The organism is Alishewanella longhuensis (genome assembly GCF_014653435.1).
In the GTDB taxonomy this organism is placed as follows: Bacteria; Pseudomonadota; Gammaproteobacteria; order Enterobacterales; family Alteromonadaceae; genus Alishewanella; species Alishewanella longhuensis.
Genome location: NZ_BNAO01000002.1, coordinates 378,510 through 401,274, shown reverse-complemented (window position 1 = coordinate 401,274; position 22,765 = coordinate 378,510). Strand labels below are relative to the sequence as shown.

Annotated in this window: 27 protein-coding genes; 11 read left to right on the top strand and 16 right to left on the bottom strand. The window is 45.6% G+C overall.

The window, feature by feature from the left end; genetic code table 11:
* Positions 1-99: 99 nt before the first annotated feature.
* The 8 genes from IE163_RS05860 to queF all read right to left on the bottom strand — a co-directional run bounded on the left by IE163_RS05860 (position 100) and on the right by queF (position 8,569).
* Positions 100-321: a VF530 family protein gene (locus tag IE163_RS05860; protein WP_189431210.1), complete on the bottom strand. Its 222-nt coding sequence runs from the start codon at positions 319-321 to the stop codon at positions 100-102.
* Between the two features lie 65 nt (positions 322-386).
* Positions 387-1,394: an isocitrate dehydrogenase gene (locus tag IE163_RS05855; RefSeq protein ID WP_189431208.1), complete on the bottom strand. Its 1,008-nt coding sequence runs from the start codon at positions 1,392-1,394 to the stop codon at positions 387-389.
* Between the two features lie 167 nt (positions 1,395-1,561).
* Complete coding sequence (locus IE163_RS05850; protein ID WP_189431206.1) at positions 1,562-3,217, bottom strand: hypothetical protein; 1,656 nt, start codon at positions 3,215-3,217, stop codon at positions 1,562-1,564.
* Positions 3,198-3,602, bottom strand: coding sequence for a DUF3192 domain-containing protein (locus IE163_RS05845; protein ID WP_189431203.1), 405 nt, complete (start codon positions 3,600-3,602; stop codon positions 3,198-3,200). The genes IE163_RS05850 and IE163_RS05845 overlap by 20 nt, the downstream gene beginning before the upstream one ends.
* A gap of 6 nt (positions 3,603-3,608) precedes the next feature.
* Positions 3,609-4,415 (bottom strand): flap endonuclease Xni, encoded by an 807-nt coding sequence (gene xni / locus IE163_RS05840; protein WP_189431200.1) that lies wholly within the window; start codon positions 4,413-4,415, stop codon positions 3,609-3,611.
* Positions 4,416-4,418: 3 nt separating this feature from the next.
* Positions 4,419-5,777: a nucleotide 5'-monophosphate nucleosidase PpnN gene (ppnN, locus tag IE163_RS05835; protein WP_189431199.1), complete on the bottom strand. Its 1,359-nt coding sequence runs from the start codon at positions 5,775-5,777 to the stop codon at positions 4,419-4,421.
* 38 nt (positions 5,778-5,815) lie between these two features.
* Complete coding sequence (locus IE163_RS05830) at positions 5,816-7,363, bottom strand: GGDEF domain-containing protein (protein ID WP_229833445.1); 1,548 nt, start codon at positions 7,361-7,363, stop codon at positions 5,816-5,818.
* Positions 7,364-7,726: 363 nt separating this feature from the next.
* A complete protein-coding gene (gene queF / locus IE163_RS05825; RefSeq protein WP_189431195.1) occupies positions 7,727-8,569 on the bottom strand; it encodes an NADPH-dependent 7-cyano-7-deazaguanine reductase QueF in 843 nt (280 codons plus the stop codon).
* Positions 8,570-8,629: 60 nt separating this feature from the next.
* Between queF and syd the strand changes: the two genes are divergently transcribed.
* The gene (gene syd / locus IE163_RS05820) at positions 8,630-9,187 is read left to right on the top strand and encodes a SecY-interacting protein (RefSeq protein ID WP_189431192.1); all 558 of its coding nucleotides are present in this window, start codon (positions 8,630-8,632) and stop codon (positions 9,185-9,187) included.
* Here syd and IE163_RS05815 read toward each other — a convergent pair.
* Positions 9,166-9,948, bottom strand: coding sequence for a DUF2310 family Zn-ribbon-containing protein (locus IE163_RS05815; RefSeq protein ID WP_189431191.1), 783 nt, complete (start codon positions 9,946-9,948; stop codon positions 9,166-9,168). The two genes, syd and IE163_RS05815, sit on opposite strands and share 22 nt — an antisense overlap.
* Positions 9,935-10,237, bottom strand: coding sequence for a hypothetical protein (locus tag IE163_RS05810; protein ID WP_189431189.1), 303 nt, complete (start codon positions 10,235-10,237; stop codon positions 9,935-9,937). The genes IE163_RS05815 and IE163_RS05810 overlap by 14 nt, the downstream gene beginning before the upstream one ends.
* A 196-nt stretch (positions 10,238-10,433) precedes the next feature.
* On the opposite strand from IE163_RS05810, the gene IE163_RS05805 reads away from it, so the two are divergent.
* Positions 10,434-10,811, top strand: a complete 378-nt coding sequence (locus tag IE163_RS05805; RefSeq protein WP_189431187.1) for a DUF3192 domain-containing protein — start codon at positions 10,434-10,436, stop codon at positions 10,809-10,811.
* Positions 10,812-10,855: 44 nt separating this feature from the next.
* On the opposite strand, the gene IE163_RS05800 is transcribed toward IE163_RS05805, so the two are convergent.
* Positions 10,856-11,083, bottom strand: a complete 228-nt coding sequence (locus IE163_RS05800) for a DUF2789 domain-containing protein (RefSeq protein ID WP_189431185.1) — start codon at positions 11,081-11,083, stop codon at positions 10,856-10,858.
* Between the two features lie 133 nt (positions 11,084-11,216).
* Here IE163_RS05800 and IE163_RS05795 point away from each other — a divergent pair, with 133 nt between their 5' ends.
* Together IE163_RS05795 and IE163_RS05790 are read left to right on the top strand one after the other, a co-directional pair.
* Complete coding sequence (locus tag IE163_RS05795; RefSeq protein ID WP_189431183.1) at positions 11,217-11,870, top strand: GNAT family N-acetyltransferase; 654 nt, start codon at positions 11,217-11,219, stop codon at positions 11,868-11,870.
* A gap of 9 nt (positions 11,871-11,879) precedes the next feature.
* Positions 11,880-12,212 (top strand): Mpo1-like protein, encoded by a 333-nt coding sequence (locus IE163_RS05790; RefSeq protein ID WP_189431181.1) that lies wholly within the window; start codon positions 11,880-11,882, stop codon positions 12,210-12,212.
* Here the strand turns inward: IE163_RS05790 and IE163_RS05785 are convergent.
* Positions 12,209-12,505, bottom strand: coding sequence for a DUF3301 domain-containing protein (locus tag IE163_RS05785; RefSeq protein WP_189431179.1), 297 nt, complete (start codon positions 12,503-12,505; stop codon positions 12,209-12,211). The two genes, IE163_RS05790 and IE163_RS05785, sit on opposite strands and share 4 nt — an antisense overlap.
* 108 nt (positions 12,506-12,613) lie before the next feature.
* On the opposite strand from IE163_RS05785, the gene IE163_RS05780 reads away from it, so the two are divergent.
* Genes IE163_RS05780 through IE163_RS05770 form a run of 3 tightly spaced genes read left to right on the top strand, consistent with a single transcriptional unit; the run spans position 12,614 to position 14,213 of the window.
* On the top strand, positions 12,614-12,931 hold the full coding sequence (locus IE163_RS05780; protein WP_189431176.1) for a YqcC family protein: 318 nt from the start codon (positions 12,614-12,616) through the stop codon (positions 12,929-12,931).
* Between the two features lie 56 nt (positions 12,932-12,987).
* Complete coding sequence (truC, locus tag IE163_RS05775; RefSeq protein ID WP_268248622.1) at positions 12,988-13,791, top strand: tRNA pseudouridine(65) synthase TruC; 804 nt, start codon at positions 12,988-12,990, stop codon at positions 13,789-13,791.
* Positions 13,773-14,213 carry a flavodoxin domain-containing protein gene (locus IE163_RS05770; RefSeq protein ID WP_189431174.1) on the top strand — a complete coding sequence of 147 codons (441 nt, stop codon included), beginning with the start codon at positions 13,773-13,775 and terminating at the stop codon, positions 14,211-14,213. Before truC ends, IE163_RS05770 begins: the two co-directional genes overlap by 19 nt.
* Positions 14,214-14,234: 21 nt before the next feature.
* On the opposite strand, the gene cysZ is transcribed toward IE163_RS05770, so the two are convergent.
* The gene (gene cysZ / locus IE163_RS05765; RefSeq protein ID WP_189431172.1) at positions 14,235-14,996 is read right to left on the bottom strand and encodes a sulfate transporter CysZ; all 762 of its coding nucleotides are present in this window, start codon (positions 14,994-14,996) and stop codon (positions 14,235-14,237) included.
* Positions 14,997-15,201: 205 nt separating this feature from the next.
* Between cysZ and IE163_RS05760 the strand changes: the two genes are divergently transcribed.
* Positions 15,202-15,411, top strand: coding sequence for a hypothetical protein (locus IE163_RS05760; RefSeq protein WP_189431170.1), 210 nt, complete (start codon positions 15,202-15,204; stop codon positions 15,409-15,411).
* 81 nt (positions 15,412-15,492) lie between these two features.
* On the opposite strand, the gene dapD is transcribed toward IE163_RS05760, so the two are convergent.
* From dapD to map, 3 genes are read right to left on the bottom strand one after another with little or no spacing between them, the layout of a single operon-like run.
* A complete protein-coding gene (dapD, locus tag IE163_RS05755) occupies positions 15,493-16,320 on the bottom strand; it encodes a 2,3,4,5-tetrahydropyridine-2,6-dicarboxylate N-succinyltransferase (RefSeq protein WP_189431168.1) in 828 nt (275 codons plus the stop codon).
* 8 nt (positions 16,321-16,328) lie between these two features.
* Complete coding sequence (glnD, locus tag IE163_RS05750; protein ID WP_189431166.1) at positions 16,329-18,953, bottom strand: [protein-PII] uridylyltransferase; 2,625 nt, start codon at positions 18,951-18,953, stop codon at positions 16,329-16,331.
* Positions 18,954-18,973: 20 nt separating this feature from the next.
* Positions 18,974-19,762 (bottom strand): type I methionyl aminopeptidase, encoded by a 789-nt coding sequence (gene map / locus IE163_RS05745; RefSeq protein WP_189431164.1) that lies wholly within the window; start codon positions 19,760-19,762, stop codon positions 18,974-18,976.
* A 452-nt stretch (positions 19,763-20,214) separates the two neighbouring features.
* On the opposite strand from map, the gene rpsB reads away from it, so the two are divergent.
* The 3 genes from rpsB (at position 20,215) to pyrH (ending at position 22,763) form a co-directional block, all read left to right on the top strand.
* Positions 20,215-20,943 carry a 30S ribosomal protein S2 gene (gene rpsB / locus IE163_RS05740; RefSeq protein ID WP_189431162.1) on the top strand — a complete coding sequence of 243 codons (729 nt, stop codon included), beginning with the start codon at positions 20,215-20,217 and terminating at the stop codon, positions 20,941-20,943.
* Between the two features lie 107 nt (positions 20,944-21,050).
* Positions 21,051-21,923, top strand: coding sequence for a translation elongation factor Ts (gene tsf, locus IE163_RS05735; RefSeq protein WP_189431160.1), 873 nt, complete (start codon positions 21,051-21,053; stop codon positions 21,921-21,923).
* Positions 21,924-22,022: 99 nt separating this feature from the next.
* Complete coding sequence (pyrH, locus tag IE163_RS05730; RefSeq protein WP_189431158.1) at positions 22,023-22,763, top strand: UMP kinase; 741 nt, start codon at positions 22,023-22,025, stop codon at positions 22,761-22,763.
* Positions 22,764-22,765 lie beyond the last annotated feature (2 nt).

Below are 22,765 nucleotides of genomic sequence, written 5' to 3'. Positions count from 1 at the left end.
TATCTTATAGCGCTACGGCAGCCGGAGTGTTTCAGAGATTGCATCATAAAAAAACCAGCGAAATGCTGGTTTTTGCGCTTTTACCGGATGTCGGGCTGGCTACTGCTGATAAAGTTTGGTAGCGATAAACAAGGCTTCGGTTTTTTCGCGTGCCCAGGGGGTTTTACGTAAAAAGGTTAAACTGCTTTTAATCGACGGGTCTTTTTTAAAGCAGTTTATATCAATCTGCTCTGCTAATTTGGCCCAGCCATAGTGGTTAACCAGGGCCGTGACAATTTGCTCCAGCGTAAAGCCGTGTAAGGGGTTCTTGGGTTGGGTCATTGCTGTTCTCAAAAAAATAGCCACAATAATGTGGCTATTTTAGCATTAAATAAGCGGGGAAAGGTTTATAAACGTTCTAATACGGCCTGAGTAAAGTCAGTAGTACCAAAGCTGCCGCCCAAGTCACGGGTGGTGCGATCGCCAGAAGCAATCACATCGCTAACGGCGGCCAGGATCTTCTCTGCTTTATCTTTCATTTCTAAGTATTCCAGCATCTGAATTGAGGCCAGAATCACTGAACTTGGGTTGGCCAGGTTTTTACCGGCGATATCTGGGGCACTACCATGTACCGCTTCAAAAATGGCGCAATCTGTACCAATATTGGCACCCGGTGCCATGCCCAGACCACCCACTAAGCCTGCGCAAAGATCTGATAAAATATCACCAAACAGGTTGGTGGTCACAATCACATCAAACTGTTGTGGATTCATCACCAACTGCATACAGGTGTTATCGACAATCATTTCTTGCGCTTCGATATCAGGGTAGTTTTGTGCCACTTCGCGGGCGGTTTTTAAGAATAAACCCGAGGTTGATTTTAAAATATTCGCTTTATGCACAATAGTAACTTTCTTGCGCTTCTCACGGCGGGCAGTTTCAAAGGCAAACTCGGCAATGCGGCGGGCGCCTTCTTTGGTCACGATACTAGAAGCTTGTGCGGTCTGGCCATCTTCTGACACGATTTGACCGTGACCAGAGTACATACCCTCAGTATTTTCACGGATAGTAATAATATCAATATTTTCGTAACGTGCCTTGGTGCCCTTAAAGGAAATTACTGGCCGCACATTAGCGTATAAGTTGAATTTTTTACGTAAGGTCACGTTAATAGAGGTAAAGCCTTCACCGACTGGCGTGGTTAATGGGCCTTTTAAGGTGATTTTATTACGTGCTATGGCATCCAGCGTAGCTTGTGGCAGTAGCTCACCGGTTTTCTCTAATGCGGTAAGGCCTGCGTCTACATATTCGTAGTTAAAATCGCAGCCAGCTTTCTCCAGTACCTGAATGGCGGCTTCAACAATACTTGGGCCAATGCCGTCACCTTTGATGACGGTAATCGTTTGCTTGCTCATGGGGATCCTTAGCTTGAATATTTCTGAAATTTATAGTCAGGCGTATGCCTGAAGGCGCGCTAATTATAGCGTTTTAGCTGGTTTTAAGCCAGTTTGCAGCAGTAAATCATTAGTCACCAAGCTAATAAGCAATATAATTTGCATGAATGGTAAGGTCGCTAAATGCTTTAGGCTGGTTGACTATCTAACGGATAGTATAGCTGCTGGCAATTAAGCAGCTCTTGCTGCCAATAATCCAGAGGTTGCTGTGGTAAGGGGAGATACTGGGCCGCTAAACGCAATAACTGCTTGCTACTTTGCTGAGCGCTGGGATAACAAAAAACGCTGAACGTGAGTTGCCAGCAGAGATGCAGAAATACCCCCAGTATTTGTCGATAGGACATGACTTGTCCGGGTTGTGGTTGTTGGTATTGGCTTAACACTGCAACAGCCCAATCATCTAGCTGATAATGTTTTAATAAGGCGGCACTGAGTCGTTGGCTACGCACTGGCTCTAGCAAGTAACTTTGACAAAGTTGTCCCAGTAGTAGCTGGTTTTGCTGCATTTTACTCAAAGGCACAGCTTGTAAACTCGGATGGTGCCAGAGTGGGGCACTACAACAGGCGGCGATTAAGCCTGCTTGTTGTAGGTTTAGTGGTTGCGGTAGGTAGCGGCCAACGAGTTGTATACTAAATTGTAGTGTATGCTGCAGTTGAGAGAGCCAAGCATGTTGAGTACTGCTTTGTAATTGCAGATATTGTAGAACCTCCGCTCTGGCTACGGCGAGAGGAAGTTGCTCCTGACCAAAAATAGCCAGCGCATGCCGCAAGCGATGGATCAGTGTTTGCCGACGATTACTTTCGCTGGCGTTATCTAATAAAAATTGTACCAGTATGGGATGTTTTTCAACGAGTTTTAGTTGGGCATCAAAATCATGGTAGCTCAATTTTGTGAGAATCGAATTTGCTATCAGGCTGCTGGGTGTCGGAATTTTTTGCGTTGCAAGGGGCTTAATATGAATTTTCGATAACCAACTACCCAAAGCCAGCCTCGCCGGCGGCAGTAAGTTTAACTCGGCCAAGGGTTTTGCACTAAGGTGATCGCTAATCTTCTCTTGCTCCGGCCAGTATTGTAATGCTTGATAGGCCTGACCGTCGGCATGACATAACAGCCAGTAGCGTTCCAATTGGTCGATGGCTAAGCGACCGGATAAATATAATGTAGGTGCAAGTTGTGCCAGGATATTGAGCTGTGCCAACTCAAACTCATCTGTGCTGTTACTGATTTTAAACGCCAGTACTTGTTCTAATGCTCGGGCGGAATTGTCATCTGGCTGGAGTTGCTCGGCAATATCCAAAGCGAGCGTTAATAATGGGCTATCCTGATGTACTTGCCAGCTAAAACGTTTCTGTTGCTGATGATAAGTGCCCGCCAAAACGGCAGTGAAAATCCCGCCGCTTTGTTGGTTTTTTAACAGTGCAGCAAGTTGCAGTGCGGCGGGGCGTTTACTGTGTTTTATAGTACAAGCGGCGAGTAAGGCACAGCCGCCTATAATATCGCGCCGGGCATTTGGCCAGTGCTTCAGGCGACTCCAGAATGCTAATAAAACCCAGCATTTTATTGCTTGAGATATGGCGGTTGTTGTGTTGCTTTCAATTATGGATAGTTGAGCGATTGCCATACCCGGGTTTTCATCAACTAATTGCTGTAACTTAGTGTTAATTTCGCGGCTTAGTTGTAAACAACCCTGTAACTGCTCTGCAGTGTCGGCTTGCTGTAAGGCAGCACTGAGAGTCGAGAGCTGTTGGTAGCAAATTAACCAATTATTCAAGAGATCTGGCATCAGGTTGCAGCTCCAGATAACGGGCAATCGCTTCGTCGCCAACGGCGCTTAACTGGCGTTCAATAAAGAGTAGAGCAGTACATTCATCTGCAGTGGTAATGCCGTCAGCAGCCTTACGATGAGTACGATAGTAGAGTAACTGATAGACCTCGCCGTTATGACGATAAGCCTCGGTAATATCCGGACTTCCCAGACGATTAATTAGATACTCCTGCTGGACAGGTTTGCTAAGATTTAAGCGCTGAATAAATTTGGCGTTAAAAGCTTCACGATCTTGCCAATTCATTTGTGCTGGATTATCGGGATAGAACCGCAATATTACTATGGTCGCTAGCAAATAAATACCGATCCCGACTACCAGCCATAATAGAATCTTGATTTTCATAGTAGGCTACACAGGCTCCGTTAAACGCAGATCTTGCATATTGAGACCCAGCTCTAAATTAGTTTGTAACGCCAAGATTTGGGTATAAATTAGTATATCTTGCTTGTGCTCGCTAATTTTCTGGCCGAGCTTTTTAGGGCAGTCCGGATTTTGCAGCGCTTCATTTAAACTACGCCCAAGCGCCATAAACTCTAAAGCACTTTTGGGGCCAACCCCGGCTACTCCAGGGATATTATTAGTACTGTCACCGACCAGGCTCCACCAACTTAGCAATTGCTCGGGGTAGACACCAAACTTCTCTTTTACCTGGGCTTTGCTGGTAAATTGGCGAGTAAAGGCATCGTACACCTCAACACCATGGCTTAGCAGTGGCAGGTAGCCTTTATCGGTAGAAATAATGACCACTTGTTGTTGATGTTGTCTAAGTTTACTTGCAACCGTAGCAATAACATCGTCCGCTTCATATTCCGCTTGTAGAAAACAGCGGACACCACTTTGCTCCGCTTGATGCATCAAGTTAGGTAAGGCCTCAGCTAAGACTGACGGCATAGGTTTACGATTGGCTTTGTAAAGTGGGCAAAGTTGTTGCCGCCAATGGCTATGTTGGCCATCAAAGACCATTAGCGCGTGACTAGGTGCCAAATCCTGGCGCAGTCTGGCCAGGGCTTGTAATAACATTTGCTGCGTATTACTGATAATTTGCTGACGGGTACCTTCTGCAACCTCACCTGCTAATGGCAGGTAAGGCCGCTCCTGAACAGCATAAAGCCGCCGGATCAGGTTTAGCGCATCTATCAGTATTACTTTAGCCATGGTTTACTTTTCAATCCGATAGCAAGGCTCATACTTAGTGCCGGGTAGTTTCATTCTACCTTGTTCCACAAAAGCTTGTAGCAGCTTATCCATTAATTGCATTAGTTTTGGCTCACCACTGAGTATAAAAGGACCATGTTGGCGAATAGCGCGGATCCCTTCATCTTTTACATTGCCGGCGACAATACCAGAGAAGGCCCGGCGTAAGTTAGCGGCTAGTGTGGCTTTGTCTTGCGCTAGGTGCAAGTCCAGTGCGGCCATATTCTGATGGTTTGGGATAAAGGGATGTTGGAAGTCAGGTGTAATATCTAAAGTCCAGTTGAAATGATAGGCATCACCTACCGACTTACGATACTGGCGCACTTCCTGACAGCCTTGTTTTAAGCGTCTGGCAACTTCAGCCGGATCATCAATGATAATATCTAACAGCGCGAGGGCTTCTTTACCAAGGGTTTGTTCAACAAATTGAGCAATCTCGTCAAAATAAGCTGCACTGCTGGCAGGGCCGGTTAAAATAATGGGCAGTTTTTGATCGGCATTGCGCTCATCCAGCATAATACCTAACAAATACAATAGTTCTTCGGCAGTACCTGCACCACCTGGGAAGATAATAATGCCGTGGGCTACCCGTACAAAGGCTTCTAAACGTTTTTCAATATCAGGCAGGATAACCAGTTCATTAACAATAGGGTTAGGTGGTTCAGCAGCGATAATGCTCGGCTCGGTTAACCCTAAATAGCGGCCACTTTGAATGCGTTGTTTACTATGGCCGATAGTGGCGCCTTTCATTGGTCCTTTCATGGCGCCAGGGCCGCAGCCGGTACAAATATTTAAGCCACGTAAACCAAGCTGATAGCCGACTTCCTTCGTGTAATTATATTCTACTTCCCGGATAGAGTGTCCACCCCAACATACAATCATATTGGGCTCACTCGTTGCATCAATTACCCGGGCATTACGCAGAATATCAAAGACGCTGTGGGTGAGATGCGCGCTATTGTTCAAATCCAGCGGATTATTATCTACACCATGCCGGGTATGGTAAAACAGGATATCGCGCAACACCGCAAACAGGTGTTCGTGGATCCCTTTGATAATCTGACCATCGACAAAGGCGCTTTGTGGTGGGTTATTTAGCTCAATTTTAATACCGCGTTCGCGGGCCAGTAAATTAATAGAGAAATCTTGATACTGGTCGTAAATCTCAGCTGAGCTATCTGTGTGACTACCGACGTTGAGCACTGCTAGAGCACAATTACGGAATAGTTGAAACGCTGCCTGCTGGGTATTTTGTTGTAAACGTTCTACTTCCAACTGCGACAGTAAATCCATGGCCCCCAAAGGGTTAAGATGCACTTGCATCGGCAATCTCCTATGTTGTGTTGCCGGCAGTCGCGAAGCTATTTCAAAGAAATACGATCCCTGCCGTCTTTTTTAGCTTGATATAAGGCCTCATCGGCACGGTCAAAAGCCTGTCTTGCGGTATCGCCCGGCATCAATTGAGTCGCACCAAATGAAATAGTAATAGGAACACTTTTATTCTTGAATTTAAAGGGTATTTTCTTAATTTTTTCTCTTAATAAATTGAGCGGTTCCGCTAATTGTTGCAAATTGGTTTCCGGCATTAAAATAACAAACTCTTCCCCGCCATAGCGAGCAATAAAATCAGTTTGCCGAATAGATTGTTGCAAGGCTTTGGCAATCACCTGTAGCGTCTTATCGCCGGCACTATGGCCATAGTTGTCATTGATATTTTTAAAATAATCAACATCTCCCAGAATGACGCAAAGTGGGGTACCGAAACGTTTCCAACGTTTAAACTCCAGATTGAGCCGCTCATCGTAGGCAGCTCGGTTTGGAATTCCGGTCAAGGCATCGCGTAAACTGCGGAAATTCTGTTCGGTTAAGCGATCTTTAAAGCTTAATGCCTCTTTTTCCAGTTCTTTGACCCGTTTTTCCATTCCTACTAGTGTTAAACGAATCTTTTCTCTTTCTTCCCTTTCCAGCTGTTCTTTTTCTTGTAAAGAAAGCGTGAGATCATTGATTTTATGGATCACCAGTAACTTAAGTTGTTCCAAAGATTCTGCATGCTCGGTTTGTTGCCCCAAGTGTTCAATCTGATCTGCAATTTTTTGATTTAGCTCAGCAAGTTTTTGTTGGATCCGGCCCGAATCTTTTAGGGTTGCTTCGACAGCCTGCTGCACATTGCTTAAGGCGTCGTTTAGCTTTAACAAAAAGCTTTCTGCAGATAATCGTTCCTCGTTAATCCCATTGACAATAATACTAATGGTTCTAAGGCAGGCGTCCAGCAGGTTTTCAATACTCAACTGACTGAGTAAGCTGCCTTTAATTTGATCAACTTCAATTGCATATTTGCCAGTGAAGGTGAGTTCACCTAACAAATTGTTTAGTTCTAAGGTTATTTGCCGGCAAATATGAGCATAACGCTCTTCATCCTGGTTGGGTGCATCTTGCTGTTGTTTGGCTTTAAGCGCTAACTGGTAAAGTTGCGTAAGATTACTCAGTTGTGGCAGAAAGGCTTGTAATGTAGCGGTAGGTTGTTCTACTGTAAACAATAATTGCCGCAAGTCCCGCCTGAGCTGATCAGGTAAACCCCGTTGTTGTTGCAGCATACGACCCGCTTGGGTGAGATCTAGTTGCACCTGCCGGATATCTTGTTGCTGCTTTTTTTCAAGAAGCTGCAAGCTATTACTGGTGTCTTCAATGAATGGCAACAACTTTTCTAAATCGGTATTTTTGGTTAATTCAGTGCGTAATTTAGCTAATCTGTTATCCAATTCTAAATCTATGCCTTTGCATAACAAAGACAGTCGTAAAACAAACTGGGCTAATAATTTAAATTGGTTTTCATAGGTGCGTTCTAGTGTTTTGCGGGCAGTGACAGCCTCTAGGAGTTGTTGTTTCAGGTCTGGATGCAATTGGACCACCTGCTCTAACGCTGCTGAAAATAGTTAATAGCTTAAGTATATCCTCAGTATAAGTATTTAAGGTAGTTATAAGCCAAAAAACTTCGAGAAAAAAGCGAGCCAGAGGCTCGCTTGACGTAGAGGTATTTTTATTAGAGCAAGTTCTACTTCGTTAAATAGTAAGGTAACCAGCTCGTTTCTTCATTTTGGGTAAGATATATCATTTTTAGGTTCCATAATAATCAGCACCTATCGTTGGGAACAATAGGTGCCGCTATTAGAACAAAAAACATTCAAAAGTGAAAGTGCTGGTGAAACATTACAGAGCAAATTACAGTTTTGCTGCGCTTTTTTGTATAAATATACGCAATAAACCTTACCTTATTACTGTCTGCTAAGGCGAATGTTAGGGGCTGTATAAGGCTCACTGCTGCGCATTGGATTAATGTCTAAACCGCCACGGCGGGTATAACGAGCATAGACCGCAAGAAACTCTGGTTTAGCTGCGTGCCAGATATCCACAAAGATCCGCTCAATACATTGCTCATGAAACTCATTATGGCTGCGAAAGCTAATTAAATATTTTAGTAAGGCTTCATGTGATATCGCTGCGCCGCGATAATGAATAAATACACTGGCCCAATCGGGTTGCGAAGTGATCAAGCAATTAGATTTTAGTAAGTGTGAGTGTAGCTTTTCTTCTACTTTGCCGCGATTTGGTGCCATGGCTAACAGACTGGGATCATATTGATACTGCTCTATGCTGATATCCTGCTCATCTAAACATATGCCCGGGATCCAAGTCGGTTGAAAAGTCATGATTTCACTAACATTATGTAAACTTACTTGTACCGTTTTTCCAGCGCAACCGCTTAAATCTTGTTGCAATGCCTGATATACCTGGCCTAAATCCGCAAAACGACTTTGGTTAAAACTGTTGAGATACAACTTAAACGATTTCGATTCAATCAGGTTTGGTGAATTATAAGGCACCACAAAGGTTGCCAGGGCAACCATCGGCTTACCTTTGGCATTCAACCAGGACAGTTCATAGCCGTGCCAAATATCCTGCCCCACAAAGGGCAGTGTGCCTTCGGTAAGCCCCAAAGTTTGACGGCCAAGACTGCGTGGCACGGCCTGCAATAAAGACGGGGTATAGTGATCAATATAGTCAGTAATCTTGCCGAGACTTAAGTCGGCTAGAACGTCAGCATGGCTTTTTGTCATTTCTTTGTCTTTTTAGTTACAATGCGCCATATCTTATCATAAGTGATACTGGGAGTAGAGGTGTCAACCAAAGAAGCCTATGCAAATTTTATCGAGCAAAGCCTGAGCTGGCATCAACTGCAACAGTTGCAAATGACAGCCTGGGCCGACCCGGCTAGCCCATCGCCTTGCCAGCAGCAATGGTTAGCAGAAGAACAGGTGAGTTGGTTACCTGTAGCCCAGCAACCGGCAGCAGATTTTAGCAACGTAGAGCATGCGCTGGAGATGAGTTTACATCAGGATATTAAAGATTATTACAGCAGTTTTTATGGCGCTAATCTGGCGGCAGAACATCCACGCGGTAAATTGGCGCTTTTAATGCCATGGAATAGTGCTGACATCGCCAGATTGCAGGAGAATATTATAGGTCATATTCTGATGAAACGGCGCTTAAAGCAGCGTGAGACAGTATTCTTTGCTGTAACCGATGATGAAAATATACTGTTATCAGTACTAAATAGTAGCGGAGAGGTGTATCTGGAGCATGTTGGTAAAGAGGTTGAGCAGAAAGTTGCTGCTAGTTTGGCAGAGTTTCTGTTACATCTTAAACCGTTAGCCTACTCCCCGTTATTTGACTGACATTCCCAGGCAATATTGCTTAGCAGTAAGCAATGCTTACAGCGAAAATCAAATAGCTGAGCTATTGGCTGGCTAAGACGCCAATCACTACCACAGCCAGGACAGTTTTTTTCTGCTTCCTGGCTGCAATCATTACTGCTGCCGCTATAAAGTGCATAGTAAATATCGATTTTATTTTGCCTACTCAATTGCTTTGCTAATTGCCTTCCCATCCGGTTTAGCTTGCTATTGAGCTGCTGTAGGCTGTTCTCTGCAATTTTGTGCAATACTCGTTGTTCCTGCAGCTGAATTTCATCCAAGGCTTGAAACTGTAATTGCCAGCGGATCAGTGCCTCATGATCGGTATTGCCTGTTTTTAACCAAAACAGAGGTACTGGCTGCAAGGTGTTAGCACAGCGCACTGGTGAGCAGGTATCTGCAAAGCTGGTAAAGACTACCAATTGACTTGGAAGCTCCTCGCAGCTTGGCTGTGAGAGTAAGTCTTGCCCGAGGATCTGCAGTTGTGGGTAGCCTAAACCGGCAAGACTCAGCTGTTGCTCTGCCTGGCGACCCTTATTAGTATGCCACCTAGTGTGCAGTGCGTCTTCGGTTGGTATGACGACCCGGCTGAGAAAAGCATCTTGCTGCCAGGCCGTGGGGAATTCTCGGCCAATAACCTGACCATTAAAAATAAGGGCTTCCATGTAGCAGCGAATGGCTTGCTCAGCGGCCGTTAGATTAGTGTCAGCGATAATTTTAAAGCGTAGTTCAGCCAGATACATGTGTTTGCTCTAGTAGATGCAACAGTCTGTCAAGTTTTTGTTCGATGCGGTTAAGTTGGCTACTAAGGTCTTGCTCGGCGTTGATCGGGCGGCTTATGGCAAGATCTTCAGCGACAGCGACGTCAAGATACTGCTCGGGATGTTGTCGCCATTGTTGATAGGCGCTAAATAATTCTGGTGGGCTAAGCTGCCCGGCTAAGCGGGCTTTAAACAAGGCTAAGCTAGGTTGCTTACCCTCTTGCCGCAGTTTTGTTGCCACCTGCTGTAACAACTGAATCGCTGATGCCATCTTTATTCGCTAAGTTCACTAAAATTTAGTTTAAATTACCACTCATTGCTCGTAAGTGAAAGTGTGCTTTAGTTAAGGTTATGAAAATATTAAATATTAATTTTGGCGTTAATTTTGCTATTATCTTGGTGCTATTGGTTTTGGTAAAAGGCAATTGGCCTGAATTTGAGCAAAAAATAAAATAAGGAAGCTGTATATGTCGGTAAAAATCTCATTATTAGGTAAGTTATTAGCGGTATCTGTGTTAACTGCAGCGTTAAGTGGCTGTGTTGTGGCTATTGGTGATAAAACAGATAGTCGATCAGAAAGTAGTTGGCAAAAAGCACAGACACACAATTTACAACAGATTAATCAGCTGCAATTGGGCGCTCGCGCCGACGATGTGCGGTCATTGCTCGGTGCGCCCGACTTCTCTGAGTTGTTTGAAAAGGATGGTGAGCAGGTCTTGGTATTATTTTATCGTACTCACCATGTCAAAAGTGACAACAAAACTACCAAAGATGAATGCACGCCACTGGTATTTAAAAACAACCAGCTAACAGGTTGGGGTGACAAAGCCTACAAATATTTGTAATAGCGCTATTCTGTATGACGCTGGTTGCAGTTGTCTGCCAGCGTCTAATGTAAAAGCTTATTTAGCTCATCAATTACGTCACTCCAATCAGAATCCGCACGCCAAGCCTCTTGCAAAAAGCTACTTTGTGCTTGACTCCAAAAATCCGCTTGCGCTAATTCAGTACCTGCAGGCAATCGATGTTCATTAATAAAAGCTTGTATCGCCGCAGCGTCGTTATCCAGACCGAGTTGTGCAAATAGGCTGCTTAGCGTATGTTGACTGGTATCCATTTTTGACCTCCGTTAAACTTCGTAGCGTATGCTTTAATCATAGTTCATTATCTACACTAAGCTAAAATCTTAGCTTGGCAAGCTAAGATGACGCTGTTATTGTGAATAAAAAAACAACAATAACAGGTGCCATATGTTAGCTCAGCTTAACAACTTTGAACCCACCCAGCTGAATGCAGCCTTATTAGGTGGTGAAGATCTGAAACTTGCGGCCTCTTTACTCTATCAGTCATATCATGATGATCCCTTGTTTATGGAGATTTTCCGCGCGGCAGAAACTGACTATGAAGCAAGATTACGTTCAGCGATTCGGGAAGAGCTAAGTACGTTTTGGCAGGCGGGACAACCTATTATCGGCTTGTTTTATCAAGAGCAGTTATTGGGCGTGGCTTGTGTGGTAGGGCCCGACTCAGGTATCGGTAGTAGCCGCCTGTGGCATTGGCGTTTAAAAATGCTATTAACCGCAGGCTATGTTTCAACCCGGCAGTTACTACAAAAAGAAGAAAAAATTCATGCGGCGATGCCAGCGAAACGCTACCACATGTTAGCTTTTATTGCGGTTGCCCCGAAATATCAACATGCCGGCCTGGGGCATTACTTAATTCATGCCGTTGATGGTTTGGTCGATCAAGATGCAGCGTCCGCTGGTATCGGTATTTTTGTCACTTTAGAAAAGTATCAACGCTTTTTTGCTGATGATCATTATTATCGGGTGAGTGATCTGGTATTTGGTTCGGTCAGCGGCACGTTAATGTTCAGACCGAGACAAAATAAGCAACCAAGCTGAGAGACTAAGATGCAAAAATTTGATTCTTTTAGTGCGTTTTACCCTTATTACCTGCGTGAGCATGCTAATCCCTGGTGTCGCTTGATGCATTATATTGGCAGTACGCTAGTATTGTTGATATTAGCTTGGATACTGCTAACAGACGCTTGGTTTTGGTTAATTAGTTTACCGGTGATAGGGTATGGCTTTGCTTGGTTTGGTCACTTAGTGTTTGAACATAATAAGCCAGCCACCTTTCACTATCCTTGGTATAGCTTGGCGGCAGATTGGGTGATGTATAAAGACTTTTTAACCGGGCAGCTTAGTGGCAAGCTGGCGAGTGCAGCCATTAAGCAATCTTAAATACGATGCGGCGGCAGGTTAAAGTTAGCTAACCTCAGCCCTTGCAGTGTCAGCTCAGCCTGATAACGGCTTTCACCATCGCTGCTAAAGTCAACCTGATAATAGGTAAGCCAACGTCTGCGATCATTCAGTTTACTAAAACGATGACCAAGACGGCCACATTCTAAAAATTGTAGCTGATGCTGCTTACATAGCTGTTTCGCTAATAAAATCGCTCGTTCATCTTGCTGCCGCTGTAACCAAAAGCCATATACTATGCTGACTAACAGCAATAATAACCAAATTGTCGTCATCGTTCTTCCTCTTTCCTTGCATAATGGTGACTTGAACTGTTTTTTACAAGTGGCTGGATCCATTATGCATTATGTTAGAATAGCCGTTTGATATCGGGGAGGGCGCTTATGTCAGCACAAGTCAAACAATTACTTATTGAACTGGAAGCCGCTCTAGTGGCGGATAATTTGTGGAGTACACTGCCACCTAGCCCCGCCGCTCTGGCAAGTAATGCACCTTTTTGCTGCGATACCATGCCGTTAGAGCAGTGGTTACAATTTATATTGTTACCAAAGATGCAAACACTGCTTGAAGCTGGTGCACCTTTGCCAAATAACATCGCTATCTCACCGCTGGCTGAGCTGGTGTATGCCAATAACTTATCGGCTGTCGATAGCTCACTTGCTGCTATTAAAAGGTTAGAACAGTGTCTGAATCAACCTTAAACCAAGACATCTTTGCTGATTCAGCGGCAGCGCAAACGACAGAGGTTACATCTGCAGTGCCGCATTTATTAGACTTTCCGCCTTTAACCATCCTTTATCAAGATGAATATCTGGTCGCGGTAGATAAACCAAGCGGTATGTTGGTGCATCGTTCTTTTTTAGATAAACACGAAACCCGCTTTGTTTTACAAACTTTACGTGATCAATTGGGCCAACATCTTTATCCGGTACACCGCTTAGATAGGCCGACTTCTGGAGTGCTAGTTTTTGCCTTGTCTGCTGAGATTGCCAGGGTGTTATCACAACAAATCGAAGCAGGACTCTGGCAAAAAGGTTATCTGGCAGTTGTACGTGGTTATCTACAAGTTGCAGGTACTTTAGACTATCCGTTAAAAGAACAACTTGATAATATTGCCGATAAATTTGTCAGGGTAGATAAAGCGGCGCAGTCGGCGGTTACCCGCTATCAGCCACTGCATGATGTCGAGTTACCTTTTGCGGTGAGCCGGTATAGCACCGCCCGTTACAGCTTAGTGGCGCTGCAGCCAATAACGGGTCGAAAACATCAATTAAGACGACATCTAGCGCATTTGCGCCATCCCATAGTGGGCGACACCAGCCATGGGGATGGCAAGCATAATGCATTGTTTCGGGAACAGTTTGCCAACGAGCGTTTGTTACTCTGTGCTTTTACTTTGCAGCTGCCACATCCGGTAACGGGCAACAGACTGATACTGCAAGCTGGGTTAGCCGAACTGAGCGCGTTATTTGCGCGCTTTGCCTGGCCCACTGACGAGACTTATTATCAACAGCTTTTTCAGCAATTTCTGGAGCATAATCCATGCAAAAAATCGCAATAATGGTAGGCAGTGTTTATGGCGGTGCCGAATACGTAGCAGAGCAGGCGCTAACGCTATTACAGCAAAAAGGCTATCAGGTTGCATGGTTTCATCCGGCGGTATTGGATGAAGTATTGGCATTTAATGCCGATTACTGGCTACTGATCAGCTCTACGACCGGTCAAGGGGATGTACCAGATAATCTATTTCCGTTTTTTGCACAGTGCCGAGATCGCTTTCCATTATTAACCGGTAAAAAATTCGCTGTGCTGGCAATGGGTGATAGCAGCTACGGTGATACCTTTTGTGCTGCGGGCCGGCAACTGTTTGAGCTGATGACAGAGCTGCAAGGTGAGGCGCTAGCGCCCATGCTAGAGATTGACGCCGGCGAAACACTGCAGGCAGAAGACGTGGCGCTGCCCTGGCTAACGCAACATTTTTAAGCCCCAGCGCCCCGCATGGTGCTAACAATACTTATCCAGTTTCCGGTAGCTACGGGCTCCAGGTGCCTGTAATGCCGGATCATAGGCATCGGCAAAACGGGCGCACCAAAGTGCTGTAGCGCCGCATACCGCGGCAGGCATCACCAATAAATTTAACAGCGGCACCATGCTACATAGCGCAACGGCGCTGCCAAAAGATAAACTGAGCGCCGGGGCTTTTCTTAGCTCTGCCCGCAAAAGGTCAAAGCTGACATTGTTGTTATCAAAAGGGTAGTCCAGATATTGCAGGCTATAAAACCAGGCGCTGCAGGCAAACCACAGGAAGGGCCCCACCACCGGAATAAACCAGCAGAGGATAAACAAGATCACGGCTCGTGGTAGTAAATAACACAGCTTTTGCCATTCCCGTGCCAGCAGGCGAGGGCAAGCTTGTAGAAATTGCTTTACGCTGGTTGGCGATATCGTTTGACCTCGTAACAACGCCTCAGTTTTTTCGCTCAGCAAGCCGTTAAAAGGGGCAGCAATAATATTGGCTACCATGGTAAAGCTATAAGCAAAACTGATAATTAGTGAAAACAAGCCCAGTGGTATTAACAGGTATTCCAGCCAGTGCAGCCAAGCGGGGAGCCAGCTTTGTATTGCGCTAATCATTTGCCGCAATAGTTGCCATAACCAGTAAAACGCCAGGCTAAACAGCAGCAGGTTAATCAACAATGGGATTAGCACAAAACGTTTTAGGCCTTTTTGACTTAACAGTTTTAGCCCTTGTAAAAAATAGCCCATAGTAGGTTCTCACATGCACTGTGTTCAGCTGGCAGTATAAGCCTTAACCCTTGCCTTAACCTGTATTATTGCGTAACAAAATATATCGCCTTTAACCGCAAGGAAAGGTTACTGGCCGTAAATAGTATAAAGCCGTGGCACGTTAGTGCTAAAATGCGCGCGATTTTTGGGATGGTTTTTGGTTTATCAAGTGTAGAGGTACGATATGTCGGCGTGGTTAGCTGTATTGGGATCGGCGGTGGAGTTTACTATTACGTTGCTGCTGCTAATAACCACTTTAGTATCGGCTATTTCTGCCATACTGGTACCTGCCAGCTTAACTGCTGAGCAGCGTTTTGAAAAGCGGTTGGAATATATTGTGTTCGCTATCGGTGCCGCTGTGCTCTTAGCGCTAGTGTTATTTGCGCCACGTTAATGTTTGGCCTTGGCGGGTCACAGCGTTAATCGGCGTTTAGCAGGCATTGCTGCGAACACAATGCCTGCCTTTTGTCAGCTTTTACTCATCAATGCTGCGTAGCAGCGCATTAATGCCGACTTTAGCGCGGGTTTGGGCATCCACTTTTTTGACAATAATGGCGGCATATAAGCTATGGCTGCCATCTTTTGCCGGAATGGTACCAGGCACGACTACGGCACCTGCGGGCACGCGGCCATAAGTGATTTCACCGGTTTCACGATCGTAAATACGGGTACTTTGGCTGATATAAACGCCCATTGATAAGACTGCGCCTTCTTCGACGATAACGCCTTCGACCACTTCAGAGCGTGCGCCGATAAAGCAGTTATCTTCGATAATGGTGGGGTTAGCTTGCAATGGCTCTAATACACCACCAATACCGACACCGCCTGATAGATGCACGTTTTTACCAATTTGCGCGCAGCTACCTACGGTCGCCCAGGTATCTACCATTGAACCTTCACCGACATAGGCGCCAATATTGACGTAAGAGGGCATCACCACCACATTTTTACCAATGTAACTGCCACGGCGTACGGCTGCTGGCGGCACTATGCGCACACCATCAGCACGGAATTGCGCATCGGTATAGGCGGCGTATTTCATCGGTACTTTGTCGAAGAAACGGTTCTCTGCACCATCCATGACTTCGTTATCGTTAATCCGAAAAGACAGTAACACCGCTTTTTTCAGCCACTGATGTACAACCCATTCACCGGCAATTTTCTCAGCCACGCGGGCGCTGCCATTATCCAGCATATGTAGTACTTGCTCTACGGCCTGTTTTAGCTCGGCGCTGGCGGTCTTTGGCGTAATATCAGCACGTTGTTCAAATGCGGTTTCAATCAGGTTTTTTAAATCAGACATCGGTTTACTTAGCCTTCTGTTTGCTGTGAGAGTTGTTCGATCAGACTACGTTTTAACTGGCTTTGCTGCTCTGGTGTTAAAGCATCGTCCTGCTCGTTGGAAATTAAGAAAAAGTCTTCGGCGCGCTCGCCAATGGTAGTGATTTTAGCAGCATGAATATTTACACCGCATTGCTGAAAGACCTGACCTATATCGTACAGTAAGCCCGGCGTGTCTAATGCGGCCATTTCTAGCATAGTGCGGTGTTTGGTATTACCTGGTAAGAAAACCACCTTAGGCGGCACCGTAAACTGGCGCATTTGTCGGGATAACCGTGGTTTTTGCCTGGAAAAATCTGGCTTACCGGCAATAAATTGCTCCAACGCTTTTTTAATGCTTTGCTGGCGTGAAGGGGAAGTAACCGCTTCACCGTTTTGCTCCAGCACCACAAAGGTATCCATAGCATACCCATCTTTGTTGGTCATAATTTGCGCATCAAAGATATTAACCTTTTTGCTATCCAAAGCGGCAACCATGCGAGCAAATAGGCCCGGTTGATCCTTGGTATAAACAAACACCTGAGTGCCGCCTTTAATCGCTGCTTTACTGACCAATACCAGCGGTTCGTCGGTATTTTTGTGGCGCAAGATATGTTCGCAGTGCCAGACAATTTGTTTTGGACTATAGCGGGCAAAGTAGTCGGCTTTGATGCGGCTCCATAATTGCAATATTTCGCTCTCAATAAAGGTTTGCTTGATTAAGAGCGGCAAGGCCTCTGCCTGGTTTTCCCGAATAAGGTCTCGTAAATCCATCGGTTTTTCCAAACCACGGCGAAAGGCTTTTTGCGTGGCTAAAAACAGCTCCCGTAATAACGAGCCTTTCCAGTCGTTCCACAAATTATCATTGGTAGCCCGAATATCGGCCAGTGTTAGGCAATACAGGTAGTTTAGGCGGGTCTCATCGCGGATTTTTTCGGCAAATTCCGCCACCACTTGCGGATCATGAATATCTCGGCGCTGGGCGGTAACCGACATCAATAAATGATGCTCGACCAGCCAGGCAATGAGTTTACTGTCAAAGTCGCTAAGCTTGTGTAACTTGGCAAATTCCCGCACATCCATTGCGCCCAATTCAGAGTGGTCGCCGCCGCGCCCCTTGGCAATATCATGGAAAATGCCGGCAAGATACAACAGCTCGGGTTTCTCCATTTTTTTCACGATGTCAGTGCAAAGCGGAAATTCACTTTCATGCTCAGGTAAGCTGTATTTATACAGATTTTTTAGCAAGCGATGGGTGTGTTCATCCACGGTATAGGCGTGAAACAAATCAAATTGCATCTGGCCTTCAATATTACGCCATTGCGGTAAATAGGCTGCCAGAATCCCGTAGCGATGCATTAGGGTTATCGCTTTATCCATACCGCGCGGATGGCGTAGCAGGGTTAAAAACAATTGGCGGCAGGCTTCGTAATCTTGCAAATCACCCATCAAACGTCGCCGTACCTGGCGGATTAAGCGAATAGTAGTAGAGTGAACACCGGTAATATTTGAATTATTGGCGATATGCCAGAATAGCCGTAGCAGGTTGTCGCGCCTTGCAAAAACCGCGTTATCACTGGCCTTAATTAGATGGCCATGTAGTTCAAAATAATCATCCAGTTGGCTTACTTTAACTTTTTGCTGCGAGTTTAAAATACTGCCTTCAAAGTGTTGCAACAGCATTTCGTTAAGCTCGCTAACGCGTTGCACGGTGCGGAAAAACCGCTTCATCATCCGTTCAACGGATGCTTTACCATCGGCACCAAAGCCTAAGCGCTCCGCTGCTGCTGGCTGATAGTCAAATAGAATGCGGTTTTCATTACGGCCGGCCTCTAAATGCAAGGCAAAACGCATCTGCCACAGATAGGCTTCACACTCCATCAGCTCTTGGTATTCATCTTCGGTCAAATACTGGTAGGCCACCAATTCGCGCATGGTGCGGGTATTAAAGTGCTTTTTGGCCACCCAGCCAATGGTTTGAATATCGCGCAGGCCACCGGGGTTGGCTTTTAAATTGGGCTCAAGGTTGTACGCCGTACCATGGTACTGCGCATGGCGTTGTTGTTGCTCATGCCGTTTGGCCTGGAAAAACGCCTGACTGCTCCAAAAATTATCTGCCATCACCGCTTGTTGCAGCTCATTAAACAGGGTTTTATTGCCGGTTAACAGGCGCATTTCTAGCAAATTGGTAGCAATAGTAATGTCGTCTTTGCCAAGACTGATGGTTTCTTTGTAGGTGCGAACACTATGACCGACTTCTAAGCGTAAATCCCAGAGCAAGGTAATAAAGCGGGAAATGGCATCTTGTTGACTGCCGCCTGGTCTTTTATCCACCAATAGCATTAAATCAATATCGGAAAAAGGATGCAGCTCGCCACGCCCATAACCGCCCACGGCAATTAAGCTAATACCTTTATCTTTAGACAGCTCGCAATGTTGCCATAACTCCAGCAGTACCTCATCAACAAAGCGTGCCCGCGCTTTAACCAGCGTATTAATAGGCTGGCTATGAAAGGCCCGGGCTTGGAACTCCTGAAAGTCGGCAAAGAGCTTTTTATAAGCATCAAGGGAGTAATGTTCTGGCAGTGGGCGGTTAAAACTCAGGGCCTGGGTCACACGTTACTCCTTAAAATGGTTTATTCGGCGATGACTATACGGTCAATGGTATCATCGCTACGCAGGGTTAAAATCTCGCAACCGGTGTCGGTGACTAAAATAGTGTGTTCAAATTGTGCTGACAGGCTGCGATCTTTGGTCACGACTGTCCAGCCATCTTTTAACAACTTGCTGTGGCGGCCACCGGCATTCACCATCGGCTCGATAGTCAGGCACATACCGCTTTTTAATACTTCGCCGGTACCGGGCTTACCGTAATGCAACACCTGCGGTTCTTCATGAAACACGGCACCAATACCGTGACCGCAATATTCGCGCACAATGGCGTAGTTGTGTTTTTCGGCGTGCTGTTGAATAACAAAGCCAATATCACCTAAGCGCGCGCCATCTTTCACTTTTTTAATGCCTAAATACATGGCTTCTTGGGTAATCCGAATCAGCCGTTCGGCCATAATGCTCGGTTTACCTACTACAAACATTTTAGAGGTATCGCCATGATAGCCGTCTTTAATTACCGTGATATCAATATTGATAATATCGCCGTCTTTTAAGGCTTTGTCATTGGGGATGCCATGGCAAATAACTTGATTCACTGAGGTACAGATAGATTTAGGAAAACCATGGTAATTAAGTGGTGCCGGAATCGCTTGTTGCACATCAACAATATAGTTATGGCAAATGGTATTGAGCTCGTCAGTAGTGATACCTGCTTGCACATGTGGTTCAATCATCTCCAGCACTTCGGCTGCCAGGCGGCCGGCAATGCGCATTTTTTCGATTTCGGCCAGGGTTTTGATAGGTGCTGTCATGCCTGTTCTCTCTAGTAAATCATCAAATGTATACCCTTCGTCTTTCAAAATGCACGGGTGTTGGCTGCCTTCACTTACTGAGGCGTCAGTCCGACCCAGTCACATAGTGTGCTATGCTCCTGGGGATGCCCTCAGTTGCCGCCTACGTGCATTTCGAAATCTACTTGGGTATAACTGCTGTAAAATTACACATTTTATTGTGTTTGCGAGCATACTATGGTATAAAGCGCGCCGCAATTTAGCAATTCGCATTGTACCCTAACTTAGCGCCGTTGGTCTGTAGCTTTACAGAATTTATGGTGATAAGTCATAACCGTCTTTGCTTAGCAGATTGCATTAACCTTAATTAAATAACACACATGCATCGACACATATTCCGGGGTGCTTGGGGTTAAACCTAAGTCGGCATATGGGATGCATGGAGGCCTAACCCCTTAACAGGAATAAATATCATGGCAAAAGTTTCTATGCGCGACATGCTCCAGGCGGGCGTTCACTTCGGTCACCAAACCCGTTACTGGAACCCAAAAATGAAGCCGTTCATTTTTGGTGCACGTAACCGTGTTCATATCATCAACCTGGAACAAACTGTTCCTATGATGAATGACGCTTTAGCGTTCATCCAGCAAGTATCTGCAAAAAAAGGTAAAATCCTGTTCGTAGGTACCAAGCGCGCAGCCTCAGAAGCAATTAAAGAAGCCGCAACTAACGTTGACCAGTTCTACGTAAACCACCGCTGGTTAGGTGGTATGTTAACTAACTGGAAAACTGTGCGTCAGTCAATCAAGCGTTTAAAAGATCTTGAATCGCAAAGCCAGGACGGTACTTTCGACAAGCTGACCAAAAAAGAAGCTTTAGACCGTACCCGTGAAATGGACAAGCTGGAAAAGAGCTTAGGCGGTATTAAAGATATGGGCGGCTTGCCAGACGTGCTGTTCGTAATCGATGCTGACCACGAACACATTGCTATCAAAGAAGCCAACAACCTGGGTATCCCAGTAGTATCTATCGTTGATACTAACTCAGATCCTAAAGGTGTTGATTACGTAATCCCTGGTAACGACGACGCTATCCGTGCTATCCAGTTATATCTGGGTGCTGTTAGCCAAGCGATTCAGGAAGGTCGTGACAAAAACATCGAAGTGCAAGCTGAAGCTGAAGCCTTCGTTGAAGCAGAATAATTTTTCTGTCATCAGCTGCATTTAATATTACCAGCTGAAATACAGAATCACTTTGCAACAGGGGCGTAAGCCCCTGTTTGTCTGAACTCAATTACGAGGAAGCACTCATGGCTGTAACTGCCGCTTTAGTAAAAGAACTGCGCGAGCGCACTGGCGCTGGCATGATGGATTGTAAAAAAGCATTGGAAGAGACCGCGGGTGATATCGAAGCGGCAATCGACGCGATGCGTAAAAGTGGCTTAGCCAAAGCTGCCAAGAAAGCTGGCCGTATTGCTGCTGAAGGTGTAGTAATTACCCGTGTTGCTAACGGTGTTGGTATCGCTATCGAATTTAACTGTGAAACAGATTTCGTGGCGCGTGATGCCAGTTTCTTAGCGTTCGCAAACAGCGTTGCTGATCTGGCACAAGCTCAGAACATCGACAGCGTTGAAGCTCTGTTAGCTGCTGATCTAAACGGTACTTCAGTTGAAGATACCCGTGCAACTTTAGTTGCCAAGATCGGTGAAAACATCAACGTTCGCCGCATTGCCAAAGTTGCCGGTGCTGTGATTGGTCAATATATCCACTCTGGCCGTATCGGTGTACTAGCTGTGTTAGAAGGCGGTAACGAAGATATCGCTAAAGACGTTGCTATGCACGTTGCTGCTAACAACCCAAGCTATGTTAACCCAGAAGATGTTTCTGCTGAAGTGGTTGAGCGTGAGCGTCAAATTCAAATCGATATCGCGGTTAACTCTGGTAAGCCAAAAGAAATCGCTGAGAAGATGGTTGCTGGCCGGATGACTAAGTTCACTGGTGAAGTAAGCTTAACAGGTCAACCATTTGTAAAAGATCCATCAGTGACTACTGGTGAATTCTTAAAGCAAAACGGTGCTAAAGCAATTTCTTTCATTCGTTTAGAAGTAGGCGAAGGTATCGAGAAGAAAGAAGAAGACTTCGCTGCCGAAGTTGCTGCGCAGATCGCTGCTGCTAAAAAGTAATTTACGCTTTAGCAATTGGCTGAAAAACGCTAAAATAACCGCGACCAAAGTCGCGGTTTTTTTTTGCCTGACTAACACAACTAGCATAATGGGGTAACTATGAGCACCAATCCAAAACCAACCTACCGTCGCATTTTACTTAAACTTAGCGGTGAAGCCCTGATGGGAGATGAAGGCTTTGGTATTGATCCCAAAGTGCTGGACCGGATGGCTCAGGAAATTAAAGAGCTGGTTGAGCTAGGCGTGCAAGTCGGTATTGTACTTGGTGGTGGTAATATTTTCCGCGGTGAAGGCTTAGCCAAAGCAGGGATGAACCGGGTCGTGGGTGATCATATGGGCATGTTAGCCACAGTAATGAATGGCCTGGCGATGCGTGATGCTTTGCACCGTGCTTATGTTAATGCCCGGATGATGAGTGCTATTCCGCTGAATGGTGTATGTGATAATTACAGCTGGGCCGAGGCGATTAGTTTATTAAAATCGGGCCGGGTGGTGATTTTCTCTGCCGGTACCGGGAACCCGTTTTTTACCACCGATTCTGCTGCTTGTTTACGCGGTATTGAAATTGAAGCCGATGCCGTACTTAAAGCTACTAAGGTTGAAGGGGTATATTCAGCCGATCCAGTAAAAGATCCTACTGCTACACTATATAGCCAGCTGACGTATACCGAAGTGCTGGATAAAGAGCTAAAAGTGATGGATTTGGCTGCCTTTACCCTGGCCCGAGACCATAATTTACAAATCCGCGTCTTTAATATGAACAAGCCTGGCGCATTAAAGCGGGTGATAATGGGCGAGGAAGAGGGTACAGTCATCGACCACGCAGAAAATTTACAGTAAAC

What these genes read in the sequence shown, in the direction of transcription:
- IE163_RS05860 (WP_189431210.1), bottom strand. Translation starts at nt 321, where the DNA reads ATGACCCAACCCAAGAACCCCTTACACGGCTTTACGCTGGAGCAAATT.
- IE163_RS05855 (WP_189431208.1), bottom strand. Translation starts at nt 1,394, where the DNA reads ATGAGCAAGCAAACGATTACCGTCATCAAAGGTGACGGCATTGGCCCA.
- IE163_RS05850 (WP_189431206.1), bottom strand. Translation starts at nt 3,217, where the DNA reads ATGCCAGATCTCTTGAATAATTGGTTAATTTGCTACCAACAGCTCTCG.
- IE163_RS05845 (WP_189431203.1), bottom strand. Translation starts at nt 3,602, where the DNA reads ATGAAAATCAAGATTCTATTATGGCTGGTAGTCGGGATCGGTATTTAT.
- xni (WP_189431200.1), bottom strand. Translation starts at nt 4,415, where the DNA reads ATGGCTAAAGTAATACTGATAGATGCGCTAAACCTGATCCGGCGGCTT.
- ppnN (WP_189431199.1), bottom strand. Translation starts at nt 5,777, where the DNA reads ATGCAAGTGCATCTTAACCCTTTGGGGGCCATGGATTTACTGTCGCAG.
- queF (WP_189431195.1), bottom strand. Translation starts at nt 8,569, where the DNA reads ATGACAAAAAGCCATGCTGACGTTCTAGCCGACTTAAGTCTCGGCAAG.
- IE163_RS05815 (WP_189431191.1), bottom strand. Translation starts at nt 9,948, where the DNA reads ATGTATCTGGCTGAACTACGCTTTAAAATTATCGCTGACACTAATCTA.
- IE163_RS05810 (WP_189431189.1), bottom strand. Translation starts at nt 10,237, where the DNA reads ATGGCATCAGCGATTCAGTTGTTACAGCAGGTGGCAACAAAACTGCGG.
- IE163_RS05805 (WP_189431187.1), top strand. Translation starts at nt 10,434, where the DNA reads ATGTCGGTAAAAATCTCATTATTAGGTAAGTTATTAGCGGTATCTGTG.
- IE163_RS05800 (WP_189431185.1), bottom strand. Translation starts at nt 11,083, where the DNA reads ATGGATACCAGTCAACATACGCTAAGCAGCCTATTTGCACAACTCGGT.
- IE163_RS05795 (WP_189431183.1), top strand. Translation starts at nt 11,217, where the DNA reads ATGTTAGCTCAGCTTAACAACTTTGAACCCACCCAGCTGAATGCAGCC.
- IE163_RS05790 (WP_189431181.1), top strand. Translation starts at nt 11,880, where the DNA reads ATGCAAAAATTTGATTCTTTTAGTGCGTTTTACCCTTATTACCTGCGT.
- IE163_RS05785 (WP_189431179.1), bottom strand. Translation starts at nt 12,505, where the DNA reads ATGACGACAATTTGGTTATTATTGCTGTTAGTCAGCATAGTATATGGC.
- IE163_RS05780 (WP_189431176.1), top strand. Translation starts at nt 12,614, where the DNA reads ATGTCAGCACAAGTCAAACAATTACTTATTGAACTGGAAGCCGCTCTA.
- IE163_RS05770 (WP_189431174.1), top strand. Translation starts at nt 13,773, where the DNA reads ATGCAAAAAATCGCAATAATGGTAGGCAGTGTTTATGGCGGTGCCGAA.
- cysZ (WP_189431172.1), bottom strand. Translation starts at nt 14,996, where the DNA reads ATGGGCTATTTTTTACAAGGGCTAAAACTGTTAAGTCAAAAAGGCCTA.
- IE163_RS05760 (WP_189431170.1), top strand. Translation starts at nt 15,202, where the DNA reads ATGTCGGCGTGGTTAGCTGTATTGGGATCGGCGGTGGAGTTTACTATT.
- dapD (WP_189431168.1), bottom strand. Translation starts at nt 16,320, where the DNA reads ATGTCTGATTTAAAAAACCTGATTGAAACCGCATTTGAACAACGTGCT.
- map (WP_189431164.1), bottom strand. Translation starts at nt 19,762, where the DNA reads ATGACAGCACCTATCAAAACCCTGGCCGAAATCGAAAAAATGCGCATT.
- rpsB (WP_189431162.1), top strand. Translation starts at nt 20,215, where the DNA reads ATGGCAAAAGTTTCTATGCGCGACATGCTCCAGGCGGGCGTTCACTTC.
- tsf (WP_189431160.1), top strand. Translation starts at nt 21,051, where the DNA reads ATGGCTGTAACTGCCGCTTTAGTAAAAGAACTGCGCGAGCGCACTGGC.
- pyrH (WP_189431158.1), top strand. Translation starts at nt 22,023, where the DNA reads ATGAGCACCAATCCAAAACCAACCTACCGTCGCATTTTACTTAAACTT.